We start from the raw sequence: 21,381 nt of genomic DNA, 5'->3' as shown, positions 1-21,381 counted from the left end.
GGGGCCCACCGCGCGATCGGCTCGGGCTGCCGGCTACAGCGCGGCTCGCAGCCTGCGTAGTGTCTCGTCGCGGCCGAGCAGTTCCATCGACTCGAATAGCGGTGGCGAGACTCGGCGCCCGGTGACCGCGACCCGCAGCGGCGTGAACGCGAACTTGGGCTTGATACCGAGACCGTCCACCAGTGCTTCGCGCAGTGTGGCCTGGATGGGGTCGGGTGTGAAGTCCGGCAGTGTCTCCAGTGCTTTGATGCTGGCCGCAAGCACCGGCTTGGCCTCCTCCGTGAGCACTTTGGCCGCGTCCGCCTCGTCCACGTGGAAGTTCTCCGGCTGTACGAACAGGAAGCCGAGCATGCCGACCACCTCGCCGAGCACCACCATCCGCTCCTGGGTGAGCGGGGCCGCCTTGGCGAGCAGGTCGAGTTCGGCCTCGCTGGGGCTCCGGCCCGGAAAGAGGAACGGCACCAGGCGGCGTACGAACTCGTCGGGCGCGAGCGCCCGCAGGTGAGTGGCGTTGATGGCCTCGCACTTTTTCAGGTCGAAGCGCGCCGGGTTGGCGTTCACATCGGTCAGGTCGAAGGCGGCGACCATCTCGTCGATGGAGAAGATGTCCCGGTCTTCGGAGAGCGACCAGCCCAGCAGGGACAGGTAGTTCAGCAGCCCCTCGGGGAGGAACCCGCGCTCGCGGTAGAGGTTGAGCGACGCCTGCGGGTCACGCTTGGACAGCTTCTTGTTGCCCTCGCCCATGACGTACGGAAGGTGTCCGAAGGCCGGCGCGGTGCCGTTGCCCACGCCGATCTCGCCGAGCGCCGCATACAGGGCCACCTGGCGCGGCGTCGAGGAGAGTAGGTCCTCGCCACGGAGTACGTGCGTGATCTCCATCAGCGCATCGTCAACCGGGTTCACCAGGGTGTAGAGCGGGGCCCCGTTGGCGCGCACGATGCCGAAGTCCGGAACGTTCTCGGGCGTGAAGGTCAGCTCTCCCCGCACCAGGTCGGTGAAGGTGATCGGGGTGTCCGGCATCCGAAAGCGGACGATCGGGGTGCGGCCCTCGGCACGGTACGCAGCGACTTGCTCGGCCGACAGATCGCGGCACTTCCCGTCGTACCCCGACGGCTTGCCGGCCTTGCGTGCGGCGTCACGGCGGGCGTCGAGCTCCTCCGTGGTGCAAAAGCACTCGTAAGCGAAGCCGCCCTCTTGGAGCTTGCGGGCGACGTCGGCGTAGATGTCCATGCGCTGCGACTGCCGGTACGGGGCGTGCGGGCCGCCGACCTCCGGACCCTCGTCCCAGTCGAAGCCGAGCCAGCGCATCGAGTCGAGGAGTTGTGCGTAGCTCTCCTCCGAGTCGCGGGCCGCGTCGGTGTCCTCGATGCGAAAGACGAGGGTGCCGCCGTGGTGGCGCGCGAACGCCCAGTTGAACAGGGCGGTGCGGACCAGGCCCACATGAGGGTTACCGGTCGGCGACGGACAAAAACGGACACGTACGGAAGATGCGCTAACCACGCTTGATCACCTTGTTGGTGAGAGTGCCGATGCCTTCGATGGTGACGGCGACCTCGTCGCCGACGTTGAGCGGGCCGACCCCAGCCGGAGTGCCCGTGAGGATGACGTCGCCCGGGAGTAGCGTCATCGCCTCGGTGATGTGCACGATCAGGTCCTCGACCGAGCGGACCATCTCACTGGTGCGGCCGAGTTGGCGCTGTTCACCGTTGACGGTGCACATGATCGCCAGGTCACCGGGATCGACGTCGGTCTCCACCCAGGGGCCGAGCGGGCACGAGGTGTCGAAGCCCTTGGCGCGCGCCCACTGTGGCTCCCTGCGCTGCACATCACGGGCGGTGACGTCGTTGGCACAGGTGTAGCCGAGAACGACCTCGTGGGCCCGCTCTCTCGGGACCTCACGGCACATCCGGCCGATCACCACGGCCAGTTCCGCCTCGTGGTGCACCTCCTGCGAGAAGGAGGGATAGGCGATGGGGTCACCGGGACCGGTCACCGAGGTGGACGGCTTGAAGAAAGTCACCGGGACGTCGGGGACCTCGTTGCCGAGCTCCTTGGCGTGCTCCGGGTAGTTGCGGCCGATCCCGATGACCTTGTTGGGCAGCACCGGGGGCAGCAGCCGCACCTTGTCGAGGGGGACCCTTTGGCCCGAGCGCTCGAATTCGGCGAAGGGATGCCCCTTGATGATGTCGAGGAAGGGACCGCCGTCAGTGGCGGCGTCCCCCTCCACGACTCCGAACGCGACGTTGCCGTCGATGGAGAATCTGGCGATGCGCACGGGAAGTGCTGCCCCTCACTGAACTGATCACTGGCTGAAGTCTGACGCTCCAGGCTATCGCCCCGTTTTCGGCACCCGCATTTTCGGCACCCGCGCGCCATCGACGCGTCATAACGACAACGTCAGCGTCACAAGGACAACGTCATCGTCACCGTCACCGTCAAGATGCGAACCGGATGTCAAGTCAGGGGCCGCACCGGGCGCCGGGTACGGGCACCGGTACGGGGCGGGGGCAAGGTGCTCAGGCCAACGGGGCACAGAGCACGGAGCACGGGGCACGGGGCACGGAGCACGGAGCACGGAGCACGGGGCACGGGGCACGGGGCACGGGGCACGGAGCACCGCGGCCCCAGCGCAGCACGGAGCCACGGGGCGGGGGCACGCGGCTGCGGGGGCGCAGGGCGGACCCCACGGGGCCCTCAACAAAGCACGGGGCCACGGCGCCGACACGGGGCCGGGGCCCAACGGAGCACGGAGCCGCAGCCCACCACCCGAACCGCACGCGGCTCCCGTCATGTGCGCCCGCCCGGCGCGCTAAGGCCCGCTCAGCACAAGGGTTCGCCACACGCGGCCCAGTCGTGGCGGGGTCACCGGCGCAGCGCGGACGGCGCAGGTGCGGTGCGCGGCCAGGCGCGGTGTGGGGGCCGGGGAGGCCCGCCCACTCGGCGCGGTTGTCAGGGCAGATGGGGCGTAGATCGCGACCAGTTACGCAGGGGGTGCCAGCCGGGCTGGAGAAGCGTCCGCGGTGCCCGCGGGGGAAGGGGGCGGGCGGCGATTATGGAGGGGTGGCGCGTTATTGGGGCGCTTCGGTGAGGATGGTGCGTCGGGGGTTCGCGGTCTGGGACGGGAGCTCAACGGAACGGGCCGGCTGCTCGTCGGCGGGCACGCTCTGGAGCTCTTCGGCGTCCTTGAGGTGGGCGAGAGTGGTGCGCCGCGGGTTGGCTATGTTGCGGAACATCATTGTCGTCTTCACTGATTCTGCCTCACCTTGTCGTTTTCGCGGATGATGTAAAGCGCCAGGCTAAACGCGCCCCTCCCCCGGTTTCCGCGAGCCCAGTCACGTCCAGCATGTGAGGTTCCTCACGAAGAGGCGGACAAATGCCACATCGTGCCCGCCGACCGCTTCAGCCGGAATCGGGCATTACGCCACTGAAGCTGACGTTCCGCCCTTGATCATCGCGACCCGGACACACATCACCACTGCGTGGGACGTGCACAAAAGTCCGTTATAGCGGCGATTGTTTTCCACATGCGGTCACTTTGTTGACACGTAACGTCACCGCATCCACACCGTGACCCATGGCCCTTGTTGGAGCATCCGGCACTGTGCTGGAATTCCACGGACCGCCGACAGGATTCATCTGGCGCGCAGGGGGCGCCGAGGGGCGCCGAGCGGTGGCGGCTCCGCTCCTCGACAAGAAAGGGCTCAAGCGCGCCGGTCACTCACGACTCGACACCGTCTCGCCGCATGTGCGGAGGGACGCCTGGTCCAGAGGTTGCGACGCTAGTGCAGGGACGTTTCAAGAAGGATGGCAACGCTGCGGCGGACCCCGAACCGCGCGGTAGCACCGACCGCGGTGCGGATGGCAGTACGCGGCCGACCGCGCCCGGCGGCGACGAGTCATCCGGCGAGCGGCCGAAGGCGAAGGGCCCCACCGGCCCCGGCCCGCGAATAGCCCTGCGTAACTGGAAGATCAGTACCCGGCTCGTCTCGCTGCTTGCGCTTCCCGTGGTGGCCGCGACGACGCTGGGTGCGTTGCGTATCCAAAACTCGATGGACAACATCGAGCAGCTCGACCACATGAAGCTGCTCACCGAGATGACGCAGCAGGCGACCGACCTGGCCAACGCGCTTCAGGAGGAGCGGGACCAGTCGGCCGGACCGCTGGCGGGTTCCGGGGACGACCAGGACGATCAGGTCATCGCGCCCCGCCAGAAGGCTGACCAGGCGCTCGTCGCGTTCACCAAGGCCACCAACGAGATTGACCCGGTGGACCCGACGGTCAAGGGCGTGCAGTCCACGCTGGTGGACATCAAGAAGCAGCTCCTGAAGATCCAGGAGATTCGCGACCAGGCGTACAAGGACCGGGACTACACCTCGCAGACGGTCGTCAGCTACAACGAGCTGATCATCTCGCTGCTCTCGCTCTCGCAGGACATGGCGCAGGCCACCAGCAACCGCGCGATGATCAACCAGACGCGTGCGCTCGCCACGTTCTCGTCCGCCAAGGAGTACGCGTCCATCCAGCGCGCCTCCATCAGCGCCGCTCTCGCGCACCCGAAGAAGCCCAAGCTCTCGGCGAACGACAGCCGCTACACGAACACGGCGCTGGACAAGGAGGAGCAGGCGCTCCGTCGCTTCAACCAGATTCGCCCTGGCGACTCCTCCGAGCTGCTGGACCCGCTCAACGGCGGTAACTCGGACATCACCGGTGCGAACAAGTACGCACTGCGCGTGTTGCGTGACCCGGACAGCTTGGCGTCCGAGGACCGCACCTACATGGACTGGTACGACCAGGACAGCATCAAGCTCGTCGCGATGTCCAAGATCGAGCAGACCCTGCTGACGGAGATGGAGCAAAAGGCCCGCGAGCTGCGCTCTGAGGCCAAGCAAGACGCCTTCATCAACGGTGCGCTGATCCTGCTTGTGCTCGGCATCTCGCTGGTCGGCGCCTTCGTCGTCTCTCGCTCCATGGTGCGCTCGCTGCGCAGGTTGCAGGACACCGCGCAAGACGTCGCCCAGCAGCGGCTGCCCGAGCTGGTCAAGGAGCTGTCCGAGCACGACCCGCAGGACGTGGACACCTCCGTGGAGTCGGTCGGTGTGCACAGCCGGGACGAGATCGGCAAGGTGGCCGCGGCTTTCGATGATGTGCACCGCGAGGCGGTCCGACTGGCCGCCGAACAGGCGCTGCTGCGAGGCAACGTCAACGCGATGTTCACCAACCTCTCCCGCCGCAGCCAGGGCCTGATTCAGCGCCAGCTCTCACTCATCTCCGAGTTGGAGTCCCGCGAGGCTGACCCGGACCAGTTGTCCTCGCTGTTCAAGCTGGACCACCTGGCGACGCGTATGCGCCGTAACGGTGAGAACCTGCTCGTGCTCGCCGGTGAGGAGCCCGGGCGCCGGTGGACTCGCCCCGTGCCGCTGGTGGACGTGCTCCGTGCGGCGGCGTCCGAGGTGGAGCAGTACGAGCGGATCGAGCTCAGCTCGGTGCCCGGCACCGAGGTTGCGGGCCGGGTCGTCAACGACCTGGTGCACCTGCTCGCCGAGCTGTTGGAGAACGCGACTTCCTTCTCCTCACCGCAGACCAAGGTCAAGGTCACCGGGCATGCGTTGCCTGACGGCCGGGTGCTCGTGGAGATCCACGACACCGGCATCGGCCTCTCCCCCGAGGACCTGGCGGCGATCAACGAGCGGCTGGCCAGCCCGCCCACCGTGGACGTTTCGGTCTCGCGTCGCATGGGCCTGTTCGTGGTCGGCCGCCTGTCGCTGCGGCACGGCATCCGCATCCAGCTCCGGCCGTCCGACTCGGGCGGTACGACCGCGCTCGTCATGCTGCCGGTCGATGTGGCGCAGGGCGGCGGCAAGAAGACCCCTCCGACGTCGTCTGGTGCCCCAGGTTCGGCCACGCCCGCGCTCGGCAAGCCGGGCGCTCAGGCCGGTGGTCAGGCAAGTGGCCCGGGCGGCAACGGTGCGGCCGGGCTGACCGCCACCGGTCCGCGCCGCCAGGTGCCCGCTGCGGGCCCGCGCGCGGAGCTTGGCAACGGCTCGGCGCCGCGCAGGCCGGCCGGCGGCAACACCGGCGGCCCGGCAGCACCCGGCGGCCCGAGCAGCGGTCAGCCCCCGCGCGGCGGCGCTACCAGTAGCGGCCTTCCGACCCGCCCCGTAGGCGCCTCGGTGCCCAACAACGGGGCGGGGGGCAGTGCGCCGAGCGCCGGCGACTTCTTCGGCAGCGGTGGCAGCGGCAACCGGGCCAGCGGTGGCGGAAACGTCCCGGCGGCCACAGGTGACTTCTTTGGTGGCAGCCGGGCGGGCGCGCGCAACGCCGCGAACACCGGTCCTGAGCAGGACCCCGGTGGCGACCGTCCGGCGCTGCCCCCGCGCGGTGGCCAGGACGCGGCACCAGCGCCGGACAGCGGACCCACCATTGCCCCGCCGACCGGAGCCCCGGCAAACGCGGGCCGCTCTGGCGAAGCAGGATCACGCCGGCAGCTCCCGCAGCGGGGCCCCGCTGCGGAACTGCCTGGCGCACCTGGCCCCACGGCGCCGGAGTCCGTCGCCGACGACGCGCGGTCCGCGGACAGTGAATCGCAGCGCCCCGGCTCAAGCTGGGGTGCCCGGCGCGCCGCCGCGGCGGACGACTGGCCCACCGACCGCGATGCGCGCGGCCACGGGGAGATCGACACCACGCCCACCTTCCCGCGCGGCGCCGCCGGCGGCCCCGGGGACACGGGCGAGTTCTCCGTACCGGAGCATGCGCGCGGCGGAGCCAGGTCGGGCGACACGGGCGAGTACGAGCAGCCGCGCGGCGCAGACACCGGCGGCTACGCCCGGCCGAACGCAGGTGACACTGGCGAGTACGCGCAGCCGCGCGGCGTCGGTGGCGGCCCCGGAGACACCGGCGCGTATGCGCTGCCCTCCCAGCGGCCCGGCCCTTCCGCCTCCGACCGGGGCCCGGGTGACACCGGCCAGTTCGCGCTGCCGGCCGGCCCGACAGGCGGCCTAGGCGATACGGGCGAATACCCCCGGCCATCGGACACCGGTGCTTATCACCGGCCATCGGATACGGGTGAGTACCCCCGCCCCGGCGACACCGGCGCATACGGGCAGCCCGACACCGGACGCGCCGGCCCAGGCGACACCGGCAGTCACCCCCGCCCCAACGACACCGGCGGCTACCCACGTCCCAACGACACCGGCGCATTCGTACGCCCCACAGGCACGGGTCAGTTCGCTCTGCCCGGTGCCCCGGCAGAGCGCCCCGGCGACACCGGCGCATACCCGCGGCCCAGCGACACGGGCGAGTACGCCCGGCCATCGGACACCGGCGAGTACGCCCGGCCATCGGACACGGGCGAGTACCCCCGCCCCGGTGACTCCGGCAGGTATCTGCGACCCACCGACAGCGGCGCGTACGCCCAGCCCACCGACACGGGTGAGTACCCCCGGCCATCGGACACCGGCGGATACGCCCAGCCCGGCGCCGAGGACACCGGCGGCTATCCGAGGCCCGACCTCGACCCAGCCACCGGCTCGTACGCCCAGCCCGACACCGGACGCGGCGGCCCGGGCGACACCGGCAGCTACCAGCGTCCAAGCGACACCGGCAACTACCAACGCCCAAGCGACACCGGTGAGTACGCGCAGCCCCCCTTCGGGCGTGGCGGCCCGGGTGACACCGCGCAGTTCGAGCGGCCCGACTTCAACGGCCCGCCGCCCGGCCGCGGGGGGGCGCACCTGCCGCAGGGCGGGCCCGGTGTGGGTCTTGGTGGCGCGCCACGTGCTGAGTTGAGCCCAGCGCCCGAGGAGGACCACCTCACCGGCGAACTGCCGCTTCCTCAGGGCTTCGACGGCGGTGGCACCCCGATCTTCGACACGATCGAGTCGCGTTGGTTCCGTAGCTCGCAGGGGCCCGCCCCGCTAGGTGGCCCCGTTCAGCCGACGCAGGCTGACGGCTCCAGGGCGGTCGATCACTCCGAGCCCGTGCGGTCAACGGCAGCCGCCACGGCGCCGCTGTTGCCCCGGCGCGCGCCCAGCCAGCAGGAGGCGGCCCAAGGGCCCGACACCGGTCAGCAGCTTCGTACTTCCCAGGCATCAGACGGGGCCGGGGCGGCGGCCACGTCCGCCGCCGACGGGGCCGCGGCTTGGCGCTCCTCCCCCAACGATGAGCGCTGGCGACGGGCCGAGCAGGTCCGCGAGCCCGCCGCCGGCGGAGTGACCTCCTCCGGCCTACCTCGCAGGGTGCCGCGCGCCAACCTTGTTGAGGGCACTGCCGAGGAGCAGCCCACCCAACAGGGCAGCGGCCCTCAGGTCTCCCGCGCACCCAGTGACGTACGCGGGCGGCTGACCAACCTTCGACGCGGTATTCAGCAAGGCCGTCAGGCCGGAACGGACGGTCGGCCATGAGTATCGCGGTCGTGGTCCCCTTCACCAGCAGGAGCGTTAGTTGAGCCCGATGAGCCAGGCGGCGCAGAATCTGAACTGGTTGATCACCAACTTCGTGGACAACACCCCGGGGGTGTCCCACACGGTGGTGGTCTCCGCCGACGGACTCCTTTTGGCGATGTCCGAAGGGTTTCCCCGTGATCGGGCCGACCAACTCGCGGCGGTCGCGTCGGGGTTGACGTCGCTGACCGCGGGAGCGTCCCGCATCTTCGAAGGCGGCTCCGTCAACCAGACCGTGGTCGAAATGGAACGCGGCTTTCTCTTCATCATGTCCATCACCGACGGGTCCTCGCTCGCCGTGCTCGCTCACCCCGACTGCGATATCGGTCTCGTCGGCTACGAAATGGCTCTTCTCGTCGATCGCGCGGGTAATGTCCTGACCCCTGACCTGCGTGCCGAATTGCAGGGCACGTTGCTCAACTGACCGCCGTCCACCGTCCGTCCACGCTTCACCGCCAGGCTCCCCCACCGGCACCGACCGACGGCACCACTATCAGCTTGCTGTCCCGACCGGAGGAACCATGAACCCGCCCGCTGCCTCAACCGGCCCGTACGGCGCCTCTCATCACCATGCGTCGTACGGATTCGAAGGTGACCAGCCGCTGGTGCGTCCCTACGCGATGACCGGGGGCCGCACCCGGCCGCGTTACCAGCTGGCCATCGAGGCGTTGGTCAGCACGACGGCAGACCCCGCCCACTTGCAGGGGTTGCTTCCTGAGCACCAGCGGATCTGCCACCTGTGCCGCGAGGTCAAGTCGGTTGCGGAGGTGTCCGCACTGCTGGCGATACCGCTCGGCGTGGCACGCATCCTGGTGGCCGACCTGGCCGAGGCGGGCATGGTGGCAATCCACCAGCCCGGCGGCGGATCGGAAGCGGGCGGCACGCCTGATGTGACTCTGCTGGAAAGGGTGCTCAGTGGACTCCGCAAGCTCTAATGACGCGGCGGCCCCCCGTTCCACCACCTCCGCGAAGATCGTGGTGGCGGGCGGATTCGGCGTGGGCAAGACCACGTTCGTCGGCGCGGTCTCGGAGATCAGCCCGCTGCGTACCGAAGCCGTGATGACCTCCGCATCAGCGGGGATTGACGATCTAAGCCATGTCCAGGACAAGTCCACGACGACCGTGGCGATGGACTTCGGCCGCATCACGCTCGATGACGATCTGATCCTGTACCTGTTTGGTACGCCAGGGCAGGATCGTTTCTGGTTTATGTGGGATGACCTGGTACGTGGCGCCATCGGTGCCGTCGTCCTGGTGGACACCCGCCGCCTCGCCGACTGCTTTCCCGCCGTTGACTACTTCGAGAACTCCGGGCTGCCCTTCGTCATCGCCCTCAACGGCTTCAACGGGCACCAGCCCTACTCCCCCGACGAGGTCCGCGAGGCGCTACAGATCGGCCCCGATACGCCGATCATCGTCACCGACGCCCGGAACCGAGGCGAGGCCAAGAGCGCGCTCATCACCCTGGTCGAGCACGCGCTGATGGCCCGACTCAAGTAGCGTGACGTACGAGGTAGTTGCGTCAGCCATCGTTGTGTTGTTTGCCACGGCTAGCCAGCAAATTCATAACGTTTCGACAGACAATTGCCGCACGGCCAACACGTACCGCAAGCGAGCGATTGCGCTACGCATGCAGTTTTCCTGAATTTTGCCGGCGGTCGCCCTTTACATCCCTTTTATCTCCCTGGCTGACAGTCCTCTGTCCATAGCGGCCACTGTTTGGAATGCGCCTGCCTCACGTGCTGGAATTCGCTGAACTGAGCAGTAGGGGCTCAGCCGAGAACGGCACAACATCAGGTGCCGACGCCGAGAGGTTGTTGGTCGAGTGAGGCGAAGCACAACGGCGCCCGCGACGGGATCGCCCCAGCCACAGACCCCACAGGGTCAGGCCCGGGGCAACTTCACGCCGCCATCGCGCACGGTGGCATCGCCCGAAGACGTACCCGATACCCCGGTGCCCAGCGGCGGCCGACTGGCGCCGCGCAACTGGCGAGTGCGGGTCCGGTTGAATGCGATCTTGCTCATCCCGGTCCTGGTGGCGCTGGTCTTCGGTGGCTTCCAGGTCGCCTCATCGGTGCAGACCTGGAACGAGGCGCAGGACGCCGAACGCACCGCCCGCCTGGTGCGCGCCGCCGCGACGTACGGTCAGGCCCTGATAAACGAGCGAGACACCTCCGCCGTTCCCCTGCTGACGGGCGGCCTATCCGAAGACGTCAAGCGGGCCCGTACCGTGACCGACGCGGCGGCTGACGAGTTCGACAAGCGCGTCGATGACATGCCGGGCGAGGCGGGACTTAAGCGCCGGCTCAAGGCGTTCCGCGCCGTTGAGCCTCGGCTGGGCTCGCTGCGGCAAAACGCGTACACCGTGCGGCTGCCTGGGGTGCAGACGGAAGAGGGCTACGTCACCGTCCAGCATCCGTTGATGGAGTTCACCAACGAGCTGGGCCTTGGCACCGGCAACATCACCTCCTATGGCCGCACCGTCTATGCGATCTCGCTGGCCAAGGCCGCTGAATCGTTGCAGCGCTCCATCGGTACGCACCTACTGGTCAAGCCGGGGCCCGGGGAAGCGGACCTGCGGGCGCAACTGACCGCCGTGGCCTCGTACACGTACCTGGAGCGGATCGCCCTGGTCGAGTTCGAGTCCGGCGGCATGGAAGAGGACACCGCATACCTCAAGGCGGTCTTGCAAAAGGCCACGGAGAGCAGTGCGAAGCAGGTGGCCGACGCCAAGGCCAAGGCCGAGGCGAAGGGCGAGAAGTACACCCCGCCGCCGTCGATGGACGCCATGATCAAGGCGATCAGCTCTGGTGCGAAGCCGTCCGAGCTGCGCTCCCAGGGCATCACTGCTGACTCCTGGTTCGCCGCTTCGACCGCCAAGTTCGACGCGTACCGCGCGGTCGAGCAACGGCTCGTCGATAAGGCGGTGGACGAGGCAGCGCAGATCTCGTCGGACGCCCGCCGGGACACCTTCGTCAACTCCGCGATCGTGTTGGTCGCGCTGCTGGCCGCATTCATCGTGGCCGGGCTGATGGCCCGCTCCATGAGCCAGAGCATGCGTCGGCTACGCAATGCCGCCTTCGAGGTTGCCGAGCGGCGGCTGCCCGACCTGGTCGATCAGCTCTCCCGTACCGAGCCGGGCCAGATCGACACCCGGGTGACGCCGATTCCGATCAGCACCAGGGACGAGATCGGCGAGGTCGCCCGCGCCTTTGACCAGGTGCACCGGGAGGCGGTGCGGCTCGCCGCCGAGCAGGCGCTGCTACGGGGCAACGTCAACGCGATCTTCACCAACCTTTCGCGCCGCAACCAGGGCCTCATCGAGCGGCAGCTCACGCTGATCAGCACCCTGGAGAACAACGAGGCGGACCCGGACCAGCTCGACAACCTGTTCCGGATGGACCACCTGGCCACCCGCATGCGCCGCAACGGCGAAAACCTGCTCGTCCTGGCGGGCGAGGAGCCTGGCCGCCGCTGGAACCAACCGGTGCCATTGGTGGACGTGTTGCGCGCGGCCTCGTCCGAGGTGGAGAACTATGAGCGGATCGAGCTGACCGGCATACCGGAAAGCGAGATTCACGGCAACGCGGTCACCGACCTGGTGCACCTGCTGGCCGAACTGTTGGAGAACGCCGCCACCTTCTCCTCGCCGCAGACCAAGGTGCGGGTCACCGCGACCCGGCTGCCCGATGGCCGGGTGATGATCGAGATCCACGACAAGGGCATCGGCCTGACCGCCGAGGATTTCGCCGACATCAACCACAAGCTCGCCAACCCGCCCACCGTGGACGTGGCGATCTCCCAGCGCATGGGCCTGTTCGTGGTCGGCCGACTGGCCAACCGACACGGCATCCGGGTGCAGTTGCGCCCCTCGGGTGAGCAGGCGGGCACCACCTCGCTGGTCATGCTGCCCGAGCCGATCACCCACGGCGGGGGCGGCGAGCCACCCAAAAACGACTTCGCGCGCTCCCAGCCAGTCCCCGAGCAGCCCACCACCCAGGCGCCGCAAGCCCTGGGGGCCCAGCACGCTCCTGCCGATTCCGGTTTCCGTGACCCGGGTTACGAGAGCGGGCACGGCGCCCCGTACGAGACCACGCACAACCCCTCGTACGAGGCCGGGCACAGCGCGGCATACGGGGCCGGGCACGGCGCCCCGTACGAGAGCAAGCACGACGCCGCGCAGCAGGGCGACGCAGGCTCGGCCGCGTACGGCGCCGATTCGAGCACCGGTCACCAGGTGGGTTACGACGCCGTACGGGACTCCTCTTACTACGGCAGCGGTTACGCGGCCCCGCAAGGAGACGGAGCCCCGGCTCCCTACGGCGACCAGTCCGGATACGACGACGGCGCCCGATACGACGACGCTCGATACGACGGGGCCGGATACGACGACCGGGCCGGTCACCAAGACCAGGCCGGATACGGCGCCCAGTCCGGATACGACGAGGGCACCGAACACCGTGACGGCACCGGGTACGAGGCCGGGTACGGTGACGGCACCGGGTACGAGGCGGCCCAGCAGGCCCCGTATCCCGGTGTGCCGGAGCACACGGAGCACACTGGTCAATCGCAGCGTCCGATCGTAGGGGCCGAGCAGAACACCGGCGCTCTGCCGGAGTACGGCGGTTACCCGAGCGATAACTACCGCAACGGTGCGTATCCGGAAGCCGGTTATACGGACCAGTCCGAGACCGGGCAGCAGCCGTACGCCGTGGACAACTCGCCTGGCCAACAGGGCGAGTGGTCATCGACAGGTGAGTACGAGGGGCACTTCGGCCATGCGCCGCACGTCCAAACGGAACCCCCTTTGGGCGCTGCGGAAGACGGCTTGGAGCGCGTAGAGTCTCACCGTCCGGGCCCCTCGCCCAGCGGCATCCACTCGATCACCGACGCTGGTCTCCCGCGTCGTGACACGCAGTGGCAAGAGCCGGACGGGGCCGTGGACCCAGCCGCTGCCGCAGTTGCGGCGGCGGATCGTACCGACACAGCAGACCCAGCACCCGAGGAGCAGGCCGAGCCGGAGCAGCAGAAGCCGCAGCACGCCGACTCCGGTTGGCAATCGGCGAACGACGAGCGCTGGCACCGCGCCGAGCAGTTGCGTGAGCCGAAGGCCGGCGGAGTGACCCCCTCCGGGCTGCCGCGGCGGGTCCCGAAGGCCAATCTGGTCGAGGGCGCCGCCGAGGAGAGCCAGCAAGGTGGCCCGCAGATCTCACGGGCGCCGGAGGACATCCGCGGCAGGTTGAGTAACCTGCGGCGCGGGGTCCAGCAGGGGCGTAACGCGGGCGCCGACAACAGCACGCACGACCAGCATGACCAACAGGGCTTCGGCCCCGGCAGCACCTACGATCAGGAGCGTTAGTGTGAGCCCGATGAGCCAGGCGGCGCAGAACCTGAACTGGTTGATCACCAACTTCGTGGACAACACCCCTGGGGTGTCCCACACGGTGGTGGTCTCCGCCGACGGACTCCTTTTGGCGATGTCCGAAGGGTTCCCCCGCGACCGGGCCGACCAACTGGCGGCCGTCGCCTCCGGTCTGACGTCGCTGACCGCAGGAGCGTCCCGCATCTTCGAAGGCGGCTCCGTCAACCAGACCGTGGTCGAAATGGAACGCGGCTTCCTCTTCATCATGTCCATCACCGACGGGTCCTCGCTCGCCGTGCTCGCTCACCCCGAGTGCGACATCGGTCTCGTCGGCTACGAAATGGCCCTCCTCGTTGACCGCGCGGGCGGCGTCCTCACCCCGGACCTCCGCGCGGAACTACAAGGGAGTCTTCTCAACTAGCAAACAAACAGTGCGTTTCGCGCCACCGCGCCATAGGGTGCGGTGGCGCGACCGGCAGACAGGCGAGTTGGAGGAGGAACCGTGGCAACGCCCCCGAGCGGCCATTCGTACGGTGCAGGGCAGCAGCCTGACCCCCAGGGTGAGGCGCCGCTGAACCGATTCAACTTCCCCTCCACGCCTAGCCGTCGGGTCCAGCCAGCACCCCAGCAGCGGTCTGCCGCCGGCGGGGACGCTGAGCAGCAGCGCCCGCCGTACCGCCAGCCTCAGCAGGGCCCATGGCAGCCGCACCTCCCGTACCAGCAATACCCCCAGCACGGCCAGCAGTCTCAGTACCCTCAGCAACCGCATCATTCCCAGCAACCGCAGCAATCCCAGAGCCCTCAGTACCCCCAGCAGTCGCAGGATCGGGGCTGGGGCAACGACCCACAGCAACAGCGCCCGTACGAGCGGCAGCCTTACCAGCAGCCCCGCCACAGCCAGCCGTACTACCAGCCGCGGCAGCCCGCGCAGCCGCAGCCGGGCTACGAACCGCCCGCCGGACCGCACCAGCCGCACAGCCCGCGTATCCAGCCGATGCCGCCCCAACGCCACGAGCCGGAGCCCGCTCCCGCACCGGCCGGAGGCGCGCACAACCCGCTGGTGCGCCCGTACGCCATGACCGGTGGCCGGACCCGGCCCCGTTACCACCTCGCCATCGAGGCGCTGGTCAGCACCACCGCCGATCCGTACCAGCTCCAGGGCCAACTGCCCGAGCACCAGCGGATCTGCCATCTGTGCCGTGAGATCAAGTCGGTTGCCGAGATCTCCGCGCTTCTCTCCATCCCCCTTGGCGTCTCCCGCATCCTCGTCGCCGACTTGGCCGAGGCGGGGCTCGTCGCCATCCATCAGCCCGGCGGTGACGAGACCGCCGGCGGTCAGCCTGACGTGACACTGCTCGAAAGGGTGCTCAGTGGACTTCGCAAGCTCTAGCGGTGCAGCCCGCTCCACCACCTCCGCGAAGATCGTGGTGGCGGGCGGCTTCGGCGTGGGCAAGACCACGTTCGTCGGCGCGGTCTCGGAGATCAACCCGCTGCGCACCGAAGCCGTGATGACCTCCGCATCGGCGGGGATCGATGACCTCACGCACGCGCCGGACAAGACCACCACCACGGTGGCCATGGACTTCGGTCGCATCACGCTCGACCAGGATCTGATCCTGTATCTGTTCGGAACCCCGGGGCAGGACCGTTTCTGGTTCATGTGGGACGACCTGGTACGCGGCGCCATCGGCGCCATCGTCTTGGTGGACACCCGCCGCCTCGCGGACTGCTTCCCCGCCGTTGACTACTTCGAGAACTCCGGGCTGCCCTTCGTCATCGCCCTCAACGGCTTCGACGGACACCAGCCGTACACCCCCGACGAGGTCCGCGAGGCGCTGCAAATCGGCCCCGACGCGCCCATCATCATCACCGACGCCCGGAACCGCGGCGAGGCCAAGAGCGCGCTCATCACCCTAGTCGAGCACGCGCTCATGGCTCGATTGCGCTAGTCCGCCGTAGGACGGGGCGGGGGCCGCAGCACGAACGGGCCCCTTCGCCGCGCACCGACCTTCCACCCTGCGCCGTCCTTGCGCCCCCTCATCAGCTCCCCGTCCCGCGCTGTGTCCTTCCCGGCCGTGCGGTCCCACCCCGGTCCGCCAGCGGCCCGTTTCGTGTGCCGTACGGGCCCTTACGGCCCGTTGCGTAGTCCCGTACGGGCCCTCCGGCCGTGACGCGGGCCGCCGCGGGCGCCGAACGGCCGCGCCTTTCGTGCGCCGCGCTCGCCCTGGGCGTGCCCAGCCCGCAAACGGCAAACGCCCTCGGCTCTCTTCAAGAGAGCCGAGGGCGTTACTGCGTGCGGGGTCAGGCTGACCCGGACGTGCCGGGCCGCGCAAACGGGGCGGCTGGGCAGTCACAGGGCCGTGCCGCGGGCCCGTACGGGCGCCACGGGACCGAGCGGGCCCTGCGAACTGCCTGGGCCGCGCCGCCAACCGATGAGTCGGTCAGCGCTGCCAGCTGTGCGGCGCGCGGAAGCCGGGTGTGCGCTCCAAACGGCGCCAGCGCGCGGCGGAGCGAAGGGGCGTTGGGACCGCCGAGTGGCCCTGCGTAGCGGCGGCGCGGGCGAGCAAGACCGCGGTGACGGCGGCGAGTTCCTCCGCGTCGGCGTGGCCCTTCTCTACCCGGACCACGGTGTCGGTCGGCGAGTCGGTGGTGGTGTCGGCTGCGGTGCTCACAGTCTCTGTTTCTCCATTACTGCGGCGGGTTGCCGTGCTTGCGGGACGGCAGGTCGGCGTGCTTGTTGCGCAGCATCGCCAGGGATCGGATCAGCACCTCGCGGGTATCGACCGGGTCGATGACATCGTCAACCAGGCCACGCTCGGCGGCGTAGTAGGGGTGCATCAGCTCGGACTTGTACTCCTTGACCATGCGGGCGCGCATGGCCTCCGGGTCGTCCGCGCTGGCGATCTGCTTGCGGAAGATGACGTTGGCCGCGCCCTCGGCGCCCATCACGGCGATCTCGTTGGTCGGCCAGGCATACGTGAGGTCGGCGCCGATGGACTGGGAGTCCATGACGATGTAGGCGCCGCCGTACGCCTTGCGCAGGATGACCGAGATGCGCGGCACGGTGGCGTTGCAGTACGCGTACAGCATCTTGGCGCCGTGTCGGATGATCCCGCCGTGCTCCTGGTCAACGCCGGGCAGGAAGCCCGGCACATCGAGCAGGGTGATCAGCGGGATGTTGAAGGCGTCACACATCTGAATGAAGCGCGCGGACTTCTCCGACGCCTCGATGTCGAGCACCCCGGCCAGCGACTGCGGCTGGTTGGCGACGATCCCGACGACGGCGCCGTCGAGCCGGGCGAGTGCGCAGATGATGTTGGTGGCCCAGCGCTCGTGGACCTCCAGGTACTCGCCGTCATCGACGATCTCTTCGATGACCTTGCGCATGTCGTACGGCCGGTTGCCATCGGCCGGAACCAGGTCGAGCAGCGCGTCACCGCGCCGGTCAACCGGGTCGGCGGGCTGGACGACCGGCGGGTTCTCCCGGTTGTTCTGCGGCAGCAGGGAGAGCAGGTAGCGCACCTCTTCGAGGCACGTCTCCTCGTCGTCGTACGCGAAGTGGCACACGCCCGAGGTCTCGGCGTGCACATCCGCGCCGCCGAGGCCGTTTTGCGAGACCTTCTCACCGGTGACCGCCTGGACGACGTCGGGTCCGGTGATGAACATCTGCGAGGTCTCACGGACCATGAAGACGAAGTCGGTCAACGCGGGGCTGTACGCCGCGCCCCCCGCACACGGGCCGAGCATGACCGAGATCTGCGGGATGACGCCGGAGGCGCGGGTGTTGCGCTGGAAGATGCCGCCGTACCCCGCGAGCGCCGAGACGCCCTCCTGGATACGGGCCCCGGCGCCGTCGTTGAGGGACACCAGGGGCGCACCGGCCGAGATGGCCATGTCCATGATCTTGTGGATCTTGGTGGCGTGGGCCTCGCCGAGCGCGCCGCCGAAGATCCGGAAGTCGTGTGCGTAGACGAAGACGGTGCGGCCGTGCACGGTGCCCCAGCCGGTGACGACGCCGTCCGTGTAGGGCCTCTTGGTCTCCAGGCCGAAACCGACTGCCCGGTGTCGGCGCAGGGGCTCGACCTCGCTGAAGGAGCCCTCATCGAGTAGGAGGTCGATCCGCTCCCGAGCCGTCAGTTTGCCCTTGGCCTTTTGAGCCTCGGTCGCCCGCTCGCTCGGACCACGCCGAGCCTGCTCGCGGATGGCGTGCAGCTCGGCGACGCGCCCACGGACGTCACTCGCCGCTACGGGCGCACCTTCGAGATTGGTCATGGAACGACGGTACGTTCCTCGGGCCTGTGAACCTCATGTCGTTTTCCTACAACGTCATGCCCGTTTTCGTGTCACAGGCGGCAGAACTGCACTGCGCCCTTCCCACAACGCTCTCCGAACCCCTAGTTGGCTCTGTGTGTACCCCACAAAGCGTAGGGGTGTCCGCTCGTCGCACCTCAACAGCCGCGGACCGGCCGCAGCCTTCAGCCTTGCCGGGGCCGGGGCCGGACGCGGGGGACGGGGCGGGGGTGGGGCGGAGCGCCCGGCAGGGCGGGGGCCGGGGGCGCTGCTGAGGACAGACCGGGCGATGGGTGGGTCGGCTGTGCAGGTGGAGCCCCAGGATGATGCCCGAGTGCGCGGCGCGTTCGCCAGAGATCTCAGATGAACGAAGCGCCACGGATACGAGACGGGCGGAGGGGCGGAGCGGAGCGGCGGCGCGGGGCACGGGGCACGGGGCACGGGGCCGAGATACGGAGCACGGAGCACGGAGCACGGTCGGGCCGGGGGTACGTGGGCACGGGGCCGAGATACGGGGCACGGAGCACGGGGCACGGAGCAAGGCGGGGCCGGGGCACGGGACACGGGGCGGTGCACGGGCATGGAGAGCTGAGCACGGGGCGGGAGGGAACGAAAAGCTGGAAGGTTGAAAATTGAACGGAATGCCCCTACCCTCAATATCGTTGAAGCTTAAACAACAACGCCCCGAGGAGGAGCCATGGCTCTGTTCAACCGCAAGCGCAGCACCGTTCCGGCCACCCACGACACCGCCGCTGGCACCGCTGGCACCGCCGTCATCGATGCGGCGGCCTCCAGGGCTCCCCAGGCCGACCCGGCCCTCGCGGGGCTCACCGGCGAGTACACGATCGACCCAGCACACAGCAGCATCGGCTTTACGGTGCGGCACGCGATGGTCACCAATGTGCGGGGCTCGTTCACTGACCACGAGGGCGCGCTGCGCCTCGACGGCACCGACCCGACCCGGTCCTCCGCCTCCATCGACATCAAGATCGCCAGCGTGGACACCGGCATCAAGGATCGTGACGCGCACCTGGTCGGCGACGACTTCTTCGCCGCCGAACAGTTCCCGCTGATGACCTTCCGTAGCACCGCCGTCGAGTCGATCGACGACGACCGCTTCCGCGTCACCGGTGACCTGACCATCAAGGGCGTCACCCGCCCGCTGAGCATCGACCTCGACTTCAACGGTGCGGCGACCGATGTTTACGGCGCGGAGCGCGTCGGCTTCGAGGGAAGCGCCACCATCCTTCGCTCCGACTGGGGCCTGACCTGGAACGCCGCGCTGGAGACCGGCGGCGTCATGGTCAGCGACAAGGTGAAGCTCACCTTCGACATCTCCGCCGTCAAGGCCGCCCCGGCAGCCTGACGACACCTGCTCCGCGGCCCCGGCCTGTTGCCCCTCCCCCAGGGGCCGGCCGGGGCCGCGGTCGGTGGTGGGTGCGGCTCCTCCCCTGGCCGCTTGCCTGCGGGCGCTGGTACCCGCGATCGCTGCCACCTCATGACCGCTCACCCCGAGTGACCGCAGTCACGACATGGGCGCCGCCCCTCGCGGTCGCTACTCCTGCGGTTCCACGCCCGCGCGGAGCAGGCCGTAGGTGTACGCGTCCTCCAGCGCCTCCCAGGAAGCGGCGATGACGTTGTCCGCAACGCCTACCGTGGACCACTCGCCCCCTCCGTCACTGGTGGACACCAGCACGCGGGTGGTCGATTCGGTGCCGTGCCTGCCTTCCAGGATGCGGACCTTGTAATCGACCAGTTCCAACCCGGCGAGCTGCGGATAGATCCGCTCCAGGCCCACCCGCAGCGCCCGGTCCAGAGCGTTGACGGGGCCATTGCCCTCCGCTGTGGCGACGATCCGCTCCCCCTTGGCCCACAGCTTGACGGTGGCTTCGTTGGCGTGCGTGCCATCAGGGCGGGTCTCGATGATGCCGCGCCAGGACTCGACCCGGAAGTAGCGGCGTGCCCTGCCCTCCGCCTCCGCGCGGAGCAGCAGTTCGAAGGACGCGTCGGCCGCCTCGTAGCTGTAGCCCGCCAGTTCGCGTTCCTTGACCCGCTTCACGACCCGTGCGACCAACGCGCGGTCGTCACCGATGTCGATGCCGAGTTCCTTGCCCTTGAGCTCGATGGAGGCGCGGCCCGCCATGTCGGAGACCAGCATCCGCATGGTGTTACCGACCCGCTCAGGGTCGATGTGCTGGTACAGATCCGGGTCCACCTTGATCGCCGACGCGTGCAGACCGGCCTTGTGGGCGAAGGCGGAGACACCGACGTAGGGCTGGTGGGTTGAGGGGGTGAGGTTGACGACCTCGGCGATCGCGTGCGAGATCCGGGTCATTTCGGCCAACGACCCGGCGGGCAGCACCGTCTTGCCGTACTTCAGCTCCAGCGCGGCGACCACCGGGAACAAGTTGGCGTTGCCGACCCGCTCGCCGTAACCGTTGGCGGTGCACTGCACGTGGGTAGCGCCCGCGTCAACGGCGGCAAGGGTGTTGGCGACGGCGCAGCCGGTGTCGTCTTGGGCGTGGATGCCAAGGCGCGCTCCGGTCTCGGCGAGCACGCTGGCGGCGACTGCCTGCACCTGCGCGGGCAGCATGCCGCCGTTGGTGTCGCACAGTACGACGACGGCGGCGCCCGCCTCGTGGGCGGCGCAGACGACCTGCTTGGCGTAGCCGGGGTTGCCCCGGTAGCCGTCGAAGAAGTGCTCGCAGTCCACGAACACCTGGCGGCCCTGCGCCCGGAGGTAGGAGACGGTGTCCCGCACCATCTCCAGGTTCTCCTCCAGCGTGGTGCGCAGGGCGAGTTCGACGTGCCGATCGTGCGACTTGGCGACCAGCGTGATGACGGGCGCCTGGGAATCGAGCAGCGCCCGCACCTGTGGGTCGTCCGCGGCCCGCGCCCCAGCCCTACGCGTCGAACCGAAGGCGACGAGTTGCGCATGCTTGAAGTCGATCTCGGTGCGGGCCCTCCTGAAGAACTCCGTGTCGCGGGGGTTGGCTCCCGGCCAGCCGCCTTCGATGAAGCCCACACCAAAGTCGTCCAGGTGTCGCGCGATGGTCAGCTTGTCCGCGACGGTGAGGTTGATGCCCTCACGCTGTGCTCCATCGCGCAGCGTGGTGTCGAACACGTGGAAATGGTCGTCGGGTGCGTCCGTCATGCTGATCTTGCTCCTGTCGGGATCTCGGTCTACCGGAATGACCGGTTCCGCCGTCCCTCTATGATTCCGCGCGCTCCGTTCCCTGGGCAGGTGGTCCGGGAAACGAAAAAACCCCTCGCGGGTGCGAGAGGTTTGCG

General features: G+C 69.0%; 15 protein-coding genes. 9 read left to right on the top strand and 6 right to left on the bottom strand.

What is annotated here, in order from left to right:
- Positions 1-33 precede the first annotated feature (33 nt).
- The 3 genes from gltX to FHS42_RS14400 all read right to left on the bottom strand — a co-directional run bounded on the left by gltX (position 34) and on the right by FHS42_RS14400 (position 3,248).
- Positions 34-1,500 carry a glutamate--tRNA ligase gene (gltX, locus tag FHS42_RS14410; RefSeq protein ID WP_184572593.1) on the bottom strand — a complete coding sequence of 489 codons (1,467 nt, stop codon included), beginning with the start codon at positions 1,498-1,500 and terminating at the stop codon, positions 34-36.
- Positions 1,493-2,275: a fumarylacetoacetate hydrolase family protein gene (locus tag FHS42_RS14405; protein ID WP_184572592.1), complete on the bottom strand. Its 783-nt coding sequence runs from the start codon at positions 2,273-2,275 to the stop codon at positions 1,493-1,495. The genes gltX and FHS42_RS14405 overlap by 8 nt, the downstream gene beginning before the upstream one ends.
- 793 nt (positions 2,276-3,068) lie before the next feature.
- On the bottom strand, positions 3,069-3,248 hold the full coding sequence (locus FHS42_RS14400) for a hypothetical protein (protein ID WP_184572591.1): 180 nt from the start codon (positions 3,246-3,248) through the stop codon (positions 3,069-3,071).
- A gap of 534 nt (positions 3,249-3,782) precedes the next feature.
- Here FHS42_RS14400 and FHS42_RS14395 point away from each other — a divergent pair.
- The 8 genes from FHS42_RS14395 to FHS42_RS14360 all read left to right on the top strand — a co-directional run bounded on the left by FHS42_RS14395 (position 3,783) and on the right by FHS42_RS14360 (position 15,749).
- The gene (locus tag FHS42_RS14395; RefSeq protein WP_184572590.1) at positions 3,783-8,399 is read left to right on the top strand and encodes a nitrate- and nitrite sensing domain-containing protein; all 4,617 of its coding nucleotides are present in this window, start codon (positions 3,783-3,785) and stop codon (positions 8,397-8,399) included.
- A 49-nt stretch (positions 8,400-8,448) separates the two neighbouring features.
- Positions 8,449-8,862, top strand: coding sequence for a roadblock/LC7 domain-containing protein (locus FHS42_RS14390; RefSeq protein ID WP_184572689.1), 414 nt, complete (start codon positions 8,449-8,451; stop codon positions 8,860-8,862).
- A gap of 97 nt (positions 8,863-8,959) precedes the next feature.
- Positions 8,960-9,373 carry a DUF742 domain-containing protein gene (locus tag FHS42_RS14385; RefSeq protein ID WP_184572589.1) on the top strand — a complete coding sequence of 138 codons (414 nt, stop codon included), beginning with the start codon at positions 8,960-8,962 and terminating at the stop codon, positions 9,371-9,373.
- Entirely contained in the window at positions 9,354-9,938 is a 585-nt protein-coding gene (locus tag FHS42_RS14380; protein WP_184572588.1) for a GTP-binding protein, read from the top strand. The genes FHS42_RS14385 and FHS42_RS14380 overlap by 20 nt, the downstream gene beginning before the upstream one ends.
- 325 nt (positions 9,939-10,263) lie before the next feature.
- A complete protein-coding gene (locus FHS42_RS14375; RefSeq protein WP_184572587.1) occupies positions 10,264-13,797 on the top strand; it encodes a sensor histidine kinase in 3,534 nt (1,177 codons plus the stop codon).
- A 10-nt stretch (positions 13,798-13,807) separates the two neighbouring features.
- Positions 13,808-14,221, top strand: a complete 414-nt coding sequence (locus FHS42_RS14370) for a roadblock/LC7 domain-containing protein (protein ID WP_184572688.1) — start codon at positions 13,808-13,810, stop codon at positions 14,219-14,221.
- A 150-nt stretch (positions 14,222-14,371) separates the two neighbouring features.
- Entirely contained in the window at positions 14,372-15,190 is an 819-nt protein-coding gene (locus FHS42_RS36220) for a DUF742 domain-containing protein (protein WP_246494794.1), read from the top strand.
- Positions 15,171-15,749: a GTP-binding protein gene (locus FHS42_RS14360; protein WP_184572585.1), complete on the top strand. Its 579-nt coding sequence runs from the start codon at positions 15,171-15,173 to the stop codon at positions 15,747-15,749. The genes FHS42_RS36220 and FHS42_RS14360 overlap by 20 nt, the downstream gene beginning before the upstream one ends.
- Before the next feature lie 492 nt (positions 15,750-16,241).
- On the opposite strand, the gene FHS42_RS14355 is transcribed toward FHS42_RS14360, so the two are convergent.
- A complete protein-coding gene (locus FHS42_RS14355) occupies positions 16,242-16,472 on the bottom strand; it encodes an acyl-CoA carboxylase subunit epsilon (protein WP_184572584.1) in 231 nt (76 codons plus the stop codon).
- A 16-nt stretch (positions 16,473-16,488) separates the two neighbouring features.
- Positions 16,489-18,072, bottom strand: a complete 1,584-nt coding sequence (locus tag FHS42_RS14350) for an acyl-CoA carboxylase subunit beta (RefSeq protein ID WP_184572583.1) — start codon at positions 18,070-18,072, stop codon at positions 16,489-16,491.
- A 715-nt stretch (positions 18,073-18,787) separates the two neighbouring features.
- On the opposite strand from FHS42_RS14350, the gene FHS42_RS14345 reads away from it, so the two are divergent.
- Positions 18,788-19,456, top strand: a complete 669-nt coding sequence (locus FHS42_RS14345) for a YceI family protein (protein WP_184572582.1) — start codon at positions 18,788-18,790, stop codon at positions 19,454-19,456.
- 189 nt (positions 19,457-19,645) lie between these two features.
- Here the strand turns inward: FHS42_RS14345 and cimA are convergent, their stop codons facing one another.
- On the bottom strand, positions 19,646-21,244 hold the full coding sequence (gene cimA, locus FHS42_RS14340) for a citramalate synthase (RefSeq protein ID WP_184572581.1): 1,599 nt from the start codon (positions 21,242-21,244) through the stop codon (positions 19,646-19,648).
- Positions 21,245-21,381 lie beyond the last annotated feature (137 nt).

Origin of the sequence: Streptomyces zagrosensis, assembly GCF_014203645.1 — a bacterium.
GTDB classification, from domain to species: Bacteria; Actinomycetota; Actinomycetes; order Streptomycetales; family Streptomycetaceae; genus Streptomyces; species Streptomyces zagrosensis.
Note: the sequence above shows the minus strand (reverse complement) of the source record. Positions and strands in the feature narration are given on the sequence as shown.

Bases quoted from the DNA above. Each gene is read 5' to 3' on its own strand.
- FHS42_RS14385 (WP_184572589.1), top strand. From the start codon at position 8,960: ATGAACCCGCCCGCTGCCTCAACCGGCCCGTACGGCGCCTCTCATCAC.
- cimA (WP_184572581.1), bottom strand. From the start codon at position 21,244: ATGACGGACGCACCCGACGACCATTTCCACGTGTTCGACACCACGCTG.
- FHS42_RS14350 (WP_184572583.1), bottom strand. From the start codon at position 18,072: ATGACCAATCTCGAAGGTGCGCCCGTAGCGGCGAGTGACGTCCGTGGG.
- FHS42_RS14345 (WP_184572582.1), top strand. From the start codon at position 18,788: ATGGCTCTGTTCAACCGCAAGCGCAGCACCGTTCCGGCCACCCACGAC.
- FHS42_RS14370 (WP_184572688.1), top strand. From the start codon at position 13,808: ATGAGCCAGGCGGCGCAGAACCTGAACTGGTTGATCACCAACTTCGTG.
- FHS42_RS14390 (WP_184572689.1), top strand. From the start codon at position 8,449: ATGAGCCAGGCGGCGCAGAATCTGAACTGGTTGATCACCAACTTCGTG.